This is a genomic window from Singulisphaera photorubra, assembly GCF_045290345.1.
GTDB lineage: Bacteria > Planctomycetota > Planctomycetia > Isosphaerales > Isosphaeraceae > Singulisphaera.
The window spans coordinates 815,127-828,770 of sequence record NZ_CP155447.1; the positions used below are offsets into that span (position 1 = coordinate 815,127).

11 protein-coding genes are annotated in these 13,644 nt (G+C 63.4%); 6 read left to right on the plus strand and 5 right to left on the minus strand.

What is annotated here, in order from left to right; genetic code table 11:
- Positions 1-381 precede the first annotated feature (381 nt).
- Both rpoC and V5E97_RS03065 read left to right on the plus strand, forming a co-directional pair.
- On the plus strand, positions 382-4,662 hold the full coding sequence (rpoC, locus tag V5E97_RS03060) for a DNA-directed RNA polymerase subunit beta' (protein WP_406697816.1): 4,281 nt from the start codon (positions 382-384) through the stop codon (positions 4,660-4,662).
- 116 nt (positions 4,663-4,778) lie between these two features.
- The gene (locus V5E97_RS03065) at positions 4,779-5,435 is read left to right on the plus strand and encodes a uracil-DNA glycosylase family protein (protein WP_406697817.1); all 657 of its coding nucleotides are present in this window, start codon (positions 4,779-4,781) and stop codon (positions 5,433-5,435) included.
- A gap of 168 nt (positions 5,436-5,603) precedes the next feature.
- Here the strand turns inward: V5E97_RS03065 and V5E97_RS03070 are convergent, their stop codons facing one another.
- From V5E97_RS03070 to V5E97_RS03080, 3 genes are read right to left on the minus strand one after another with little or no spacing between them, the layout of a single operon-like run.
- On the minus strand, positions 5,604-5,930 hold the full coding sequence (locus V5E97_RS03070; protein WP_406697818.1) for a YnfA family protein: 327 nt from the start codon (positions 5,928-5,930) through the stop codon (positions 5,604-5,606).
- A 29-nt stretch (positions 5,931-5,959) separates the two neighbouring features.
- The gene (locus V5E97_RS03075) at positions 5,960-7,123 is read right to left on the minus strand and encodes a glycosyltransferase family 4 protein (RefSeq protein WP_406697819.1); all 1,164 of its coding nucleotides are present in this window, start codon (positions 7,121-7,123) and stop codon (positions 5,960-5,962) included.
- Positions 7,124-7,153: 30 nt separating this feature from the next.
- Positions 7,154-7,402: a zinc ribbon domain-containing protein gene (locus V5E97_RS03080; RefSeq protein WP_406697820.1), complete on the minus strand. Its 249-nt coding sequence runs from the start codon at positions 7,400-7,402 to the stop codon at positions 7,154-7,156.
- 325 nt (positions 7,403-7,727) lie between these two features.
- Between V5E97_RS03080 and rpsL the strand changes: the two genes are divergently transcribed.
- From rpsL to V5E97_RS03095, 3 genes are all read left to right on the plus strand, one after another.
- Positions 7,728-8,123, plus strand: a complete 396-nt coding sequence (gene rpsL, locus V5E97_RS03085; protein ID WP_015244113.1) for a 30S ribosomal protein S12 — start codon at positions 7,728-7,730, stop codon at positions 8,121-8,123.
- Between the two features lie 39 nt (positions 8,124-8,162).
- Positions 8,163-8,636 carry a 30S ribosomal protein S7 gene (gene rpsG / locus V5E97_RS03090; protein ID WP_015244112.1) on the plus strand — a complete coding sequence of 158 codons (474 nt, stop codon included), beginning with the start codon at positions 8,163-8,165 and terminating at the stop codon, positions 8,634-8,636.
- Between the two features lie 253 nt (positions 8,637-8,889).
- A complete protein-coding gene (locus V5E97_RS03095; RefSeq protein ID WP_406697822.1) occupies positions 8,890-10,221 on the plus strand; it encodes a serine hydrolase domain-containing protein in 1,332 nt (443 codons plus the stop codon).
- Positions 10,222-10,400: 179 nt separating this feature from the next.
- On the opposite strand, the gene V5E97_RS03100 is transcribed toward V5E97_RS03095, so the two are convergent.
- Together V5E97_RS03100 and V5E97_RS03105 are read right to left on the minus strand one after the other, a co-directional pair.
- Positions 10,401-11,498, minus strand: a complete 1,098-nt coding sequence (locus V5E97_RS03100; RefSeq protein WP_406697823.1) for a redoxin domain-containing protein — start codon at positions 11,496-11,498, stop codon at positions 10,401-10,403.
- 264 nt (positions 11,499-11,762) lie between these two features.
- The gene (locus V5E97_RS03105; protein WP_406697824.1) at positions 11,763-12,953 is read right to left on the minus strand and encodes a serine hydrolase domain-containing protein; all 1,191 of its coding nucleotides are present in this window, start codon (positions 12,951-12,953) and stop codon (positions 11,763-11,765) included.
- A 294-nt stretch (positions 12,954-13,247) separates the two neighbouring features.
- On the opposite strand from V5E97_RS03105, the gene V5E97_RS03110 reads away from it, so the two are divergent.
- Positions 13,248-13,616, plus strand: coding sequence for a hypothetical protein (locus V5E97_RS03110; protein ID WP_406697825.1), 369 nt, complete (start codon positions 13,248-13,250; stop codon positions 13,614-13,616).
- The last annotated feature ends 28 nt before the right edge of the window (positions 13,617-13,644 follow it).

Here is a 13,644-nt window from a genome sequence, read left to right on the forward strand (position 1 = left end):
AGAATTTTCTTGGAATCCATGTTAAGATCGGCTACTATCGACAAGAAGCGACTCCATCGGCGGCCAGCTCGACGTTGTTCTGGGCTGCGCCTCCGCCTTGTTTTGAGGTCCATTGGGCTTGAATCTTGGAGTTTCCTGCATCCGGCGAAGGAGGATGGCCGGCGTGGCACCTTCGGTCTCGGATGACCGTCTGAACCGCGGCGTCCTCTCTTGTTCCGGGAACGTGAGAGGGGATCGGCCCGCGGATCTTTTTTTGGTCGATGCCCGCGACTTGGGATTTGGGAATCCGAACCGATCGCTTGAGCGACCGCTGAATTGTGACTTTCCCCCGAAACAACCCCGCTTCGGCACGGCTTGAGCGCGTGCAGAGGAGAGTGTCCCGTGAGCATGGGCGAAAGTGCCTACGATCGTATCAATGATTACGGCGCCGTCAAGATCGGGCTGGCCAGCCCGTACGACATCCGCAGTTGGTCCTTCGGCGAGGTCAAGAAGCCGGAAACGATCAACTACCGGACTTACCGCCCCGAAAAGGACGGCCTCTTCTGCGAGCGAATCTTCGGCCCCGAGAAAGACTGGGAATGCGCCTGCGGTAAGTACCGCGGGATGAAATACAAAGGGATGATCTGCGACCGTTGCGGCGTGAAAGTCACGCACTCGCGCGTTCGTCGCAAGCGCATGGGCCACATTGAGTTGGCCGCGCCGGTCGTCCACATTTGGTTCTTCAAGGCGATGCCCAGTCGCTTGGGGACCCTCCTGGACATGAAGACGTCCAGCCTGGAACGGATCATCTACTTCCAGGATTACGTCGTCATCGACCCCGGTGACACCCCCTTGAAGGAACGGCAGCTCCTCACCGAGGAAGACTTCCGTAAGTCGCGCGAGATGTTCGGCGACACCTTCCAGGCCGACATGGGGGCCGATGCCGTCCGCAAGCTCCTGGCGCGGCTCGACCTGGTCAGCCTCTCCAAGCAACTGCGGACCGAGCTCGGCGAGACCTCCAGCAAGCAGAAGACCAAGGACCTGACCAAACGGCTGAAAGTCGTCGAGGCGCTTCGCGATAGCGACAACCGCCCCGAATGGATGGTCCTCGAAGCGATCCCGGTCATCCCGCCGGACTTGCGGCCGTTGGTCTTGCTCGACTCGGGCAACTTCGCCACCAGCGACTTGAACGACCTCTACCGGCGCATCATCAACCGGAACAACCGGCTCAAGAAGCTGGTCGACCTGAACGCGCCCGAGGTCATCATCCGCAACGAGAAGCGGATGCTTCAGCAAGCGGTCGACGCCCTGTTCGACAACAACCGCTGCAAGCGACCCGTGCTCGGCTCGAGCAACCGGCCGCTGAAGTCGCTCACCGACATGATCAAGGGTAAGCAGGGTCGGTTCCGCGAAAACTTGCTCGGCAAGCGTGTCGACTACTCGGCCCGCTCGGTGATCGTCGTCGGTCCCGACCTCCGGCTCCACCAGTGCGGCCTCCCCAAGAAGATCGCCCTGGAGCTCTTCCAGCCGTTCATCATCCGCCGGCTCAAAGAGCTGGGGCACGCCGACACGATCAAGTCGGCCAAGAAGATGCTCGAGCGCAAGGTCGAAGAGGTGTGGGATATCCTCGAAGAGGTGATCCACAACCACCCGGTCTTGCTCAACCGTGCCCCGACCCTGCACCGTATGGGTATTCAGGCGTTCGAGCCGGTCCTGGTCGAAGGGAACGCGATCCGGATCCACCCGCTCGTCTGTAAAGGGTTCAACGCCGACTTCGACGGCGACCAGATGGCCGTCCACTTGCCCCTCTCCATCGAGGCGCAGGTCGAGGCGATGACGCTGATGATGTCGACCAACAACATCTTCAGCCCCGCCAACGGCAACCCGATCATCAGCCCGACCCAGGACATCGTCATGGGGTCGTACTATGTGACGGTTCAGCGCCCCGGCGAGCCAGGCGAAGGGATGACCTTCTCCAGCGCCAACGAGGTCTTCCTGGCGTTCAGCCAGAAGAAGGTTGGCGTCCATGCGATGATCAACCTCCGCCTCCCGGTTCACAAGAAGCTGCGAGGGGACGGCGAGAAGGAGTTCACCCCCGGCATGGTCATCAAGACCACCACCGGCCGAGTGATCTTCAACGACATCCTCGACGCCAAGATGCCGTATTACAACACGGCGTTGGGCCAGAAGCAGCTCCAGGGGATCATCGCCGACTGCTACCAGATCCTCGGTCGAGCCGCGACGATCAACCTGCTCGACAACATGAAGGACCTCGGGTTCCGCGAGTCCACTCGCTCGGGCCTGTCGTTCGCCACCGACGACCTCAAGACGCCGATGACCAAGGACGCGATCCTCTCGGAAACCGAGAAGGAAGTGGCCAAGGCCGCCAAGCTCTATCAGCGCGGAATCATCACCGAGCAGGAGCGGTATAACAAGGTCCTCGACGCCTGGACCCACGCTCGTGAGCGGATCACGAACGAGATGATGGAGCAGCTCCGTCACGACGTGCGAAACGGCCAGGTCTACCTCAACCCGATCTTCCTGATGGCGGACTCGGGTGCCCGAGGTGGTGTCGAGCAGATTCGCCAGCTCGCCGGCATGCGAGGCTTGATGGCCAAGCCGTCAGGCAAGATCATCGAGACCCCGATCAAGGCCAACTTCCGCGAAGGCCTCTCGGTGCTCGAGTACTTCAGCTCGACCCACGGTGCTCGAAAGGGCCTGGCCGACACGGCCTTGAAGACGGCCGACTCGGGTTACCTGACCCGTAAGCTGGCCGACGTGGCGCAGAACGTCGTCATCACGATGGAAGACTGCGGCACCTCCCAAGGAATCACCAAGGGGGTCATCTACAAGGGCGAAAAGGTCGAGGTCAGCCTCGTCCAGTCGATTCGAGGCCGAGTCAGCCGGGTCAACATCGTGAACCCCATCACCGACGAGATCGTGGTGAAGGAAAACGATATGATCACGGTGGCCGCGGCCAAGAAGCTCGAGGACATGCAGATCGAGAAGATCCAGGTCCGCAGCCCGATGACCTGCGAGGCGACCCTCGGCATCTGCCGACGCTGCTACGGCATGGACCTGGCGACCGGCCAGCTCGTCGAACCGGGGATGGCCGTCGGGATCATCGCCGCCCAGTCGATCGGCGAGCCGGGCACCCAGCTCACCATGCGTACGTTCCACATCGGCGGCGTCGCCACCCGCGGCGTCGAAGAGAAGGACGTCAAGAGCAAGCGGGACGGTAAGGTCAAGTACGTCGGCATCAACCTTGTGACCAACGACGAAGGGAAGAAGATCGCTCTCTCGCGTAACGGCGAGATCCAGATCCTCGACCCCAAGGGACGGGAACTCGAGAAGTACGACGTGCCCGACGGTGCGGTCATGCTCGTCGAGGACGGCTCCATGTGCACGCGGGGCACGATGCTCTGCGAGTGGGACCCGCACAACATCCCGATCCTCGCGGAAGTCGGCGGTAAGGTCCGCTACGAAGACATCATCGAAAACGAGACGATGCGAATCGAGATCGACCCCTCGGGCCACACCCGACGGACGATCATGGAGCACAAGGGCGACCTCCACCCGCAGATCCTCATCGAGGACGGCGAAGGGCACATCCTCGCCTACAACTACATCCCTGAAGGGGCCGGTATCGAAGTCCAGCAAGGAGCCCAGATCACCGCGGGTACCTTGCTGGCCAAGACGCCGCGAGAGGTGGGGGGTACCCAGGACATCACCGGTGGTCTCCCGCGAGTCACCGAGTTGTTCGAGGCCCGGCGTCCCAAGGAGCCGGCGGTCATCGCCGAAATCGACGGTCGCGTCGAACTGCTGGACGAGAAGCGCCGCGGTAAGCGGACGATCATCGTCAAGAACGAGAGCGGCATCGAACGCGAACACCTGGTGCCGCACGGTAAGTACCTCCGCGTCCACGGTGGCGACCGCGTCCGAGCCGGCGACGCCCTGGTCGAAGGGCCGTTGGTGCCGCACGACATCCTCCGGATCTCGGGTGAGGAAGCCGTCCAGCGCTACCTGCTCCGCGAGATTCAGAACGTCTATCGTTCCCAGCGTGTCGAAATCGACGACAAGCACCTCGAGATCATCGTCGCTCAGATGCTCCGCAAGGTTCGCGTCGAGAGCGTGGGTGATACCGGCTTGCTGCCTGGCTCGGTCATCGACAAGTTCGATTTCCGAGGCAAGAACCTCGAGCTGATGACCTGCGTCAAGGTCAAGGACCCGGGTGAGAGCGACTTCCGCCAGGGCGACATCGTCCCCCGCGACCACTTCGACCAGGAAAACCTCCGGGTCGAAACGGCCAGCGGCAAGAAGGCAGAGTGGATCCGTCCCAAGCCGGCCGCCGCGAGCACCCAGCTCCTGGGCATCACCAAGGCGGCCGTGCAGTCGGACAGCTTCATCTCGGCGGCCAGCTTCCAGGAAACGACCAAGGTGCTGACCGAGGCCGCTCTTGCGGGCAAGGTCGACTACCTCGTCGGCCTGAAAGAGAACGTCATCCTCGGCCACTTGGTCCCGGCCGGAACCGGCTTCAAGTCCCACCAGGACGCCGAAGTCCGCATCCGACCCGAGGCGCTCGAGGCCCTCGCCGAGAAGGGGCCCGGCTACAGCCGCTACCCCCGCGACGAGCCCACTCCGGCGGCGGCGGCCCCTGCAACCGCCGGCAAGGCGAGCGAGTAATCAGCGCCCGCTTCGCCTCCTCATCGTGATTCAAGCTTCGGCCCTCACCTCCTCAACAGGGGTGTGGGCCGTTCGCTTTTCCACTCCGCCGTCCCCCAACGCCCAGCGCAGCCTCCATGCGACCCTCCCCCACGGCCGAATCCGAAGCCCGACAACGTGCCGAGTTGGTGGCGTTCAATGCCCGGCTCCGTTCGTGTCGCCTCTGTCACCGCGCAGGCTATCTCCACCAGGCTGAGTCGGTCCCGATCGCCCGCGACCCGGAAGCCGACGCGCCCTTGCCGCGGATCCTGCTGATCGGCCAGGCTCCCGGCCTGCGGGCCAACCTCGAGAATGTGCCGTTCGCCGGAGCAGCGGGGGAGAAACTCCGCCTCTGGTTCGAGCTCGGCGGTATCCCTCGTGAAGACTTCTGGCGCAAAATCCACTTCAGCGCTGTCACCCGCTGTTACCCAGGCCGACTCCCCGGTGCCCGCGGCGATCGCGTCCCCACACCGGCCGAGCAAGCGCTCTGCCGCCCCTGGCTCGACGGTCAGTTCCCGGTGCTCAAGCCCGCGATCGTGCTCCTCGTGGGCCTCCTTGCCATCCGCACCTTCCTCGGCCGCGTCCCCTCGCTGACCGCCGTCGTCGGTACGGCAACCCTTCGAGACGGCATCCGATACTTACCGCTCCCTCATCCCTCGGGCGTCAGCCGCTGGCTCAACGAAGCCGAAAACGTCGCCGCCGTCGGTCGAGCGATGGGCCGACTTCGAAGCTGGGTCGACGAGCTGGACCTCTGAGCCAGTTGCCCCACAACGAAAGCGGCCCCCAAGCGAGATCCTTACGTCCTCTTTTCGTTTGGCAAAAACGAACAGAAAGCGTACTGCTCAATCTTTTCGTTCGATTCTCGCGTATCGCCAATCAGGCAGGGGCTTACGCTCCCCGCTCGCCGGGAGGGCGATCGATTGTCAGCCGGCTCTCGGGCCGAACAGAATGACGCCCGTGCCGACGAGACAGAGGGCGGCTCCGGCAAGATCCCAACGGTCGGGACGGGCCCCCTCGACGGCCCAGAGCCAGGCGAGCGACGAGGCGATATAGATCCCGCCGTAAGCGGCATAGGCCCGCCCCGCGTGACTCGAATCGATGCGAGTCAACGCAAGGGCGAAAGCGACGAGCGCCACGACGCCGGGAAGTACCAACCAAGGGCTTTTCTGATTTCTGAGCCAGGCCCAGAACGCAAAGCAGCCGGCGATCTCTCCCAGCGCGGCGAGTCCATACCAGAAGAACGACCTCACAAGCCTGCCCTCCCACTCCCTCAGCGTCGTCAGCGGGAACCGCGGCGGGATGCCAGGGCGTTGACCAGGAGGTCATTGGCGGCTTGCCAGCGGTAGGACTCGGCGATCTCGCGGCCCAGAAGGGCGCGACGGGCACGCTCGTCGGACTGATCGAGCAGATCGCGAAGCGCGGCGAGGAGTGATTCTTCGTCCTCGGGATCGAAGTACCAGGCCGCCGCGCCTCCGATCTCGGGCAGGGCGGTCGAGTCGGCCAGGGCCACGGGAATGCCTTGCGCCATGGCTTCCACCGCCGGAATGCCGAAGCTCTCACAGAGGGAGGGGAAGACCAGGGCGGTCGCCTCGGCGTAGGCCGCGCGGAGCATCTTGCCCTGACGGTAGCCCGGTATCCGCACCACCGCGCGAGGGCCAAGAGCCGTGATCGACTCGCGCACGAGATGAGCCTCGGAATCCGAACCCGTTCCGAGGAGCACCAGCGCCAGGTCTCCACGGGCCACCTCGGGCAGCCGCCCCGCGGCCCGGATGAGTCGGACCAGGTTCTTCCGCGGCTGGAAGTTGGCCACCGAGATCAAGTAGGGAACCTTGCCAGGGAGTTCCAGGTCGGCGCGAACGGCGGCCCGCTCGGATTCGGTCGCCGGTTCAAAGAACAGGTCCTCCGCGCCGTTGGGGACGTATTCCACCCGCCCCTGGCACTCGGGGAAGGCCTCAAGAAGTTTCTCGGTGTTGAACCGGGAGACGGAGAAGATCAGGTCGGCCTGGCCGAACGTCTGCGCCAACCGCTGACGGAACTTGGGATGACTCCGGAGGTTCTGCAAAACATCGTGGCTCGTCACGGCCCGTCGCGCCTTCCGGGTGGGCACTGCGTACTCTGACGGGCAATAGACCCAGTCGACTTCTCTCGACCAGAGTTCGATCGGGGGCCAGGAGGAGAGCCGCCACCAACGCAGGGCGTCGCGGGTCCGCACCGGCAGTTCCCGACGCGGCAGGGAGCCGAGGCCTTCCCAGTAGACGAGGCCGTCAGGCTCGCTGATCCGCCCCGAGACCACGGTCAAGGCAACCTCCGGCCGCTTCGCCAACCGCTCCAGTTGGGCCAAGGCGTGGCGGGTCACACCAGTGGGTCCCCGGCAAGCGTCCATGTCGTAGACCAGGGCGACCCGCATCGAAGCGGGCGTCCCCGCCTTGGGTTCAGCCTCCATGTCCGCCGTTCCTTCCGGCAAAGTGCTTCCTCACCAGCGCCAGATCCAACCCAGAACGACGACCATGCTCAGTAGAAACCCGAGGATAAACCACCAGGGATAGCGCCTCGGGGCATCCTCTACCGAGAGATAGTGGCCACAGTAAAGGCAACGCTCCGCCTCCTCATAGACCGACAGGCCGCAGTACGGGCAGGGGATCGTGTCGTCGTCATCATCACCATCGGGCTCCTCGGGATACTCCGAGTCGTCGAGATCGGCCTCATAATCGCGGTCATACATGCGGCATTCCCCCGGCCGCAAATCGTAGGGCAGGGGGGCTCTCCCTGTCAATTCGTTCGCTTGCCCCGGAGCCGGCCTCAGGTCAACGGGGCATCCCGGCTCGTCTGGGTAAGTCGTCCCGATCGCACCGCATGATCGTGTTGACTCGTCTTGACAGACGGAAGTCTGGCGTTACACTACTTGCTTCGCCGTTGTCCGGCCATAGCTTCGCCTTGCGCAGCGGTTCGGTGCACGGACCTGTTCAAATGCGCTAGAGCACCATCCCCGCGACAGGATCGACCCCGGCAAGGGAGTGACCGGCCGGGAAGAATGGAACAATCGACTCATGCCCACGATCAACCAGCTCGTCCGTAAGCCACGCAGGCCGGTGGTCTACAAGACCAAGTCGCCGGTGCTCGAAGGTTGCGCGTTCAAACGCGGGGTCTGCCTCCAGGTCAAAACGATGACCCCCAAGAAGCCGAACTCGGCGTTGCGCAAAGTGGCGCGCGTCCGGCTCTCCAATGGCAAAGAGATCACAGCGTACATTCCCGGTGAAGGCCACAACCTTCAAGAGCACTCGATCGTGCTGGTCCGGGGTGGCCGTGTTCGCGACTTGCCGGGTGTCCGTTACCACATCGTCCGCGGCGTCCTCGACAGCCTCGGCGTGGCAGACCGTAAGCAAGCTCGCTCCAAGTACGGAGCTCCCGCCAAAGCTGCCGCGCCGGCTAAAAAGAAGAAGTAATACTCAAACGACCTTCAGGTATCCCCAGGACGAACGCGCATGTCCCGCAAGTTTACCGCCAGCAAGGCGCAGCTTAGGCCCGATCCTCGTTTCGGTTCGAAGTTGGCCAGCAAGTTCATCAACTGCCTGATGCACGATGGCAAGAAGAGCGTCGCGCAGAAGGTGTTCTACAACGCCATGGAACTCATCGAGCGGCGCCTGCCCAACGACAACCCGATCGATGTGTTCAGCCGCGCCGTCGAGAACGTCAAGCCGATCATCGAGGTCCGCTCGAAGCGGGTCGGTGGTGCCACCTACCAGGTGCCCATGCAGGTCAACAAGGTTCGCCAGCAGACCCTCTCGATCCGCTGGATCCTGATGGCTGCCCGCGAAAAGAAGGGCCGCCCGATGGCCATCAAGCTCGCCGACGAGCTGGTCGCCGCCTACAACCGCGACGGTGCCGCCATCACCCGCCGCGAGAACGTCCACCGCATGGCCGACGCCAACAAAGCGTTCGCGCACTTCGCCTGGTAAGAGAAGTCGCCAGCTCGCTGAATCGCTTAAAACCCCAGGCCCTCGTCATCTGTTGACGAATGCCCGGGGTTTTTCGCTTTTCGAAAATCAACGCTCCTCAGCTCGGCGGCGATCCATCGAATCGGGAACGGGCTACACTCCAGTGAGAGCGTCGCAAACGAGCCACGGGTCGAGCCCGTTCTGGCTTGAGACCACTCCAAAACAGGGGCGGCATTCTCGCGTCAACCGATCCGTGTGCACAGGAAACTCCGCAATGCCCTCGATTCTGCCAGGAATTCGCGCCACGCTCGCCCGCTTCCGCCCGACCCGTGGAGCCGCGTCGCGATCGCATCGCGATTTTCATCCCGATTGCCAGTTCCTCGAGGGCCGGCAAATGCTCTCGGTGACCATCCAGCCGACCGACGCCGTGGCCGGGCAGGTCCTGGCGGCCGGCGCTTCGGCTCCGCGGCCAAGCTCGCCGAGCCCATCGCAGATTCAGACAGCGGCCGCGCGAGGCCAGGCTCGCAGAGAGGCCTATCTGGCGACCGTTCAACGCGTCCTGGCCGAGTTCCATGCCCCAGGCGCGGTCGCCGGCGTCTGGGTGCCGGGGCAACGCCCCTGGGTCACCGCCCAGGGCGTCGCCAACGTGGAAACCGGGCAATCGATCTCGATCGATGACCGCTTCCCCATTCGGAGTATTACCAAGTCGTTCACGGTCACCCGGATCCTCCAACTCGCCCGGGAGAGACGGCTCTCTCTCAACGATCCGATCTCCGACTATGTCGAGGGGATCCCGAACGGCGATCAGATCACCCTGGCTCAGCTCGCCGGAATGAACAGCGGGGTCAAGAACTATACCCAGGCGCCCCGGTTCATCGAGCAGTTCGCCGGCGATTTCACGCGTCCCTGGACTCCTCGGGAGATCGTGGACACCACCATCCCCGACTCGCCTGTGTTCGCCCCCGGCACGCAATACAACTACAGTAATACGAATACCATCTTGCTGGGCATGGTCGTCGAGCAGGTCACCGCCCGGCCGATCGCCGCGACCTTCCAGACCAGGATCCTCAACCCGCTGAGAATGAAGGATACGTCCTACCCCAACGACGCCTCGATCCCCTCACCGCACCCCACGCCGTACCTTGTCGATCCGGCAACCGGTGATCTGGAGGAGGCCCCCGCCGTCAACCTGTCGTCACTGGGGGCGGCAGGCGGCCTGGTTTCATCGATTCAGGACCTCCGCCGCTGGGGCGTAGCGCTCGGAACGGGCAGGCTCGTCGGCCCTCGACTCCATCGACTCAGCGAACGGTTGACCCGACCCGCCACCGACGGCCCCGAGTACGACCGTTACGGCCTGGGCATCGGCGAACTCAAGGGATGGTGGGGCCATTCGGGCGAGGCCCTCGGATTCCAGGCCGCGGTGTTCTACCAGCCAAGGACGCGAGCCGTGATCGCCGTCGCCCTCAACTCGTCCCAATCGACCCACGTCGCGGTCGAGATTTTCAAGGCCCTGGCCGACAAGGTCGGCGGTAGGTTCCGCGCGGCTGAGCGTCGTTCGGATCCCTCTCGATACCGATTTCCCAACCCGTGCACACAGGGGCGATAACCGAAGGGGGCGCTCCCGGCCCGGTGGGTCTTTCGACCGTACGGCCAGGCCCGAAATCCGGGCCTGGCCTCGTTCCAACTGCTCCGCAACAGGGCGAGAGGATCCTTTGTTTGTGTCTATACCGCACCTCAGCCGGTCGCAAGCCGGCCGGGGTGGCAGGTTCCAAAGCCTGGTCCCGCTCAGTCTTCGCCCTCGGCCTTGGGCTCCTTCTTCTTCAGAAGTGCCGGGATCATCGTCTCGAGCTTGCCGCGGGCGTTGACGGAGTGCAGTTTGCCGTCAGGGTCAACCACGAAGAGCGCGGGGATCGAATGGATGCCCCAGCCCCTCGAGAACTCGCTCTCCCAACCGTTTCCCTGGTAATACTGCGGCCACTTGATCTCGTTCTTGGCCACGAACTCTTTGAGCTTGTCGAGTCCGCCGGCCTCCTTGGACTCATCAAGGCTGACGCCGATGAACTCGACCCCTTGACCGCGGTATTCCTCATAAAGCTTCTTCATCTCGGGGAGTTCAGCAACGCAAGGCCCGCACCAGGTTGCCCAGAAGTCGATCACAACAACCTTGCCCTTGAGCCCTTTGATCGAGACCGGCGAGTCGTTGATGGCGTCGGTGAACTCCAGGTCGAATGGCTTGCCCACCGATTCCATCTGTTTGATCGTCCCCTCGGCCATCTTGCCGTACGGGCTTTCGGGATAGTCGGCCACCAGCCGTTTGAGAAGGTCTTGATGGGCCTTTGCATCGTCCTCAACCGCGTTCGCATGCATGTAGAGCAGCCGGGCCCCACGTTCGTCGTGGGGAGCTTGCTTGATGAATTCCTCGACTTCCGGCGGCACCTCCTTGGCTCGCGGCCGGATTGCCAGGCTTCCCTTCTCGAAAAGCGCATTGAGCCGAAGCGTCTCGTTCTTGGTCGCCTTCAAGACCTCATCGACCTCGCGACTGAGGTTGCGGGAGGACAGCGGGCCTCGCGATCCGCTGCCTAGCGTTTGCCACCGCTCAGTCATCAGCGGGGCCAACTGCTCGTTGTCCGGATGAGCACGGTAGAGTTCGAGGATCAACTCGGCGCGACGCGTCGCAACCTTGGTGCGCTCGTCCAGATACTTCATCACGGCTTCGCGGTCGTCGCGTTTGGAGACCTCGAACTTGGGGAGCTCGGCCGCTTTCAGATCGGCCAGAATCTGGTCCGCCGGCCGGTCGTCCGCGGCACGGACGGAACCCGCCGCCGCGAGCCCGCTCAATACGACCAAGACAGCCGCGCTGGCATTCAACACGATTTTCCGCATGTTTCCAACTCCGTAGAAGGTGAGGAGCCACGCTCAATCCGTTGATTCAAGAACGGAAAAACTCAACCACGGAAGCCCGTGGAATTCAGAAATCCAACCATAAAATCGCCAAACAGAACCAACACAATCACGTCTTGTGGATTCGGTGACAAGCAAATGAATTTTTGGGGCGTGAGTCCCCGAAGCTTGTTTTCCGACCCACCACGGCTCTGACAGCGGCTGTTCGTCCGCCAGTGTCACGCCGATTCGCATGGGATGTCAATTTTATTCTCGGTCGGGGGCAATCTGAGAGAGGTTGACGAGCGCCTCGACCGCCTCATTGCACGCATCGCTAGCCGGGTCGCCGCCGGCGTTGGTGGCGGTCAGAATCGCAAGATCACGCTGGGGGGCGACCCAGAGGGTGGCGTACCACATGGTGTTGCTCCCGGAGTGCGTCAATGCGCGTCCGCCAGCCCACGGACGTTCGACGACCAGCCAGCCGCCGGCGTACTCCGAGCCCGGGGGGGGCGTCTGAAGCGTGCGAAACGTCTCCTGCTTGAGCAGGCGAGGTTTCCCCTGTGCGGCCCGCAGGTGCAAACCGGCGAACCGGGCCCAATCGGCGAGGGTGCAATGGACCGTGCCGGCCGGCCCGAGCGCGGGGGCATTGTCTTCCTGACGCGGCGTGAAGGTTTCTCCTTCGGCTTGGTGACCCCATGGCTGGTCGACCTTCCCCTTGGTTCCGGGCGGCCCAAACCCTCCTGCTTTCATGCCAAGCGGTTCGAAGAGACGCTGACGCATCAGGGTCTCCCACGACTGGCCGGTCACCTGCTCGGCCATCAACCCGGCGACAGCGTAGCCGACGTTGGAGTAGGCGAACTTCGTTCCCGGCTTGGTCAGGGGAGCACTCTGGAGCATCCCGGCCATGAGCACCCTCCGCTGCTCGGTCGTCGACTGGTTCTGTTTGAGCATCCACCACGGGCCGTTCGCAGGTAGGCCTGCGCGGTGGGTGAGGAGCTGCCAGAGGGTCACCGCCCGAAAATCGGGATGGAGCTTCTTCGCCTGATCGGGAAAGACCTCCTCGACCGTCGCCGCCCAGCCGAGTTTCCCCTCGTCGACGAGCGAGCCGATCATCGTGGCAGTCATCGCCTTCGTGTCGGAACCGAGATGGATCTGGTCGCCCACCTGGAACAGGGCAGGGGAGCCAACCTTGCGGATCCCGACAACGCCGACCGACTCGAGACGGTCACCGTGAACCAATCCTCCGATGAGCCCAGGCAGGTGGTGCCGGTCTCGGATCGGGGCAAGCACATGGTTGATCGCCTCGCTGACGCGAACTTCCGGGAGTCCTTCAACTGGTGTCAATGTCGGCCCCGCCGACTGGTCTCCCGGCCCTTGCGCGAACAGAGGGGCCACGCCAACTCCACATCCCGCGGCCGCCAGTGCCATGCCACGCAAGACGTCTCTGCGTTTGACCATGTGAGCCCCATTCGTGACCAGGAGAGTCCTAATTGTCATCCGGTTGAACCGAAACCTCACAGTCAACTCATTATTACCGTATTAAGAAAAGAGAGAGAATCGTGACGGAGAACCGGGTTCACGGCACTCAACCTTCTGGCGTCTTCCCTTGAACAGGTAATGCCGCGAACCCTTGCCGGCGCGGCCCCAGCCTTGAAATCCAAGGAGTGGATTCCCTAAAGTTGGTTTCCCCCCCGGAACATTCCCTCGGATCGGACTCCGACGGGTTCCCAACCATTCGCAAAGGAACGAACGATGCGACCGAGCCTGCGTAGCCTCACACTGACTAGCCTCGTGGCCCTCGGCGGACTGGTATCCACCGGCGCCGAGAACGCCAACGCTCAGCTCGTCGTCAGCACGCCTGGAGTGACCGTCGGCCTGGGCACACCTTACGTGGCGTATCCGTCTTATGCCCCCATCGCACCGGTCGTGCCTCTCACGCCGGTCTACCGTCCGATTCCCGTCAGGCCCGTGCCTTACGGCTACGGCCGCCCCGGATTCTACGGCCCACGGCCCTTCGGCCCCCGCCCCCCTTACGGCTTTCGAGATGGTTACGGTGGCGGATACCGGGGCGGATACCGGGGCGGGCCTCGGGGATGGAATGGCGGCGGCCGGCCCTGGTGAGCTTCAATCCCGAACGAAGTTGAAGCCC

What these genes read in the sequence shown, in the direction of transcription:
- V5E97_RS03065 (WP_406697817.1), top strand. Translation starts at nt 4,779, where the DNA reads ATGCGACCCTCCCCCACGGCCGAATCCGAAGCCCGACAACGTGCCGAG.
- V5E97_RS03075 (WP_406697819.1), bottom strand. Translation starts at nt 7,123, where the DNA reads ATGGAGGCTGAACCCAAGGCGGGGACGCCCGCTTCGATGCGGGTCGCC.
- V5E97_RS03080 (WP_406697820.1), bottom strand. Translation starts at nt 7,402, where the DNA reads ATGTATGACCGCGATTATGAGGCCGATCTCGACGACTCGGAGTATCCC.
- rpsL (WP_015244113.1), top strand. Translation starts at nt 7,728, where the DNA reads ATGCCCACGATCAACCAGCTCGTCCGTAAGCCACGCAGGCCGGTGGTC.
- rpsG (WP_015244112.1), top strand. Translation starts at nt 8,163, where the DNA reads ATGTCCCGCAAGTTTACCGCCAGCAAGGCGCAGCTTAGGCCCGATCCT.
- V5E97_RS03095 (WP_406697822.1), top strand. Translation starts at nt 8,890, where the DNA reads ATGCCCTCGATTCTGCCAGGAATTCGCGCCACGCTCGCCCGCTTCCGC.
- V5E97_RS03100 (WP_406697823.1), bottom strand. Translation starts at nt 11,498, where the DNA reads ATGCGGAAAATCGTGTTGAATGCCAGCGCGGCTGTCTTGGTCGTATTG.
- V5E97_RS03105 (WP_406697824.1), bottom strand. Translation starts at nt 12,953, where the DNA reads ATGGTCAAACGCAGAGACGTCTTGCGTGGCATGGCACTGGCGGCCGCG.
- V5E97_RS03110 (WP_406697825.1), top strand. Translation starts at nt 13,248, where the DNA reads ATGCGACCGAGCCTGCGTAGCCTCACACTGACTAGCCTCGTGGCCCTC.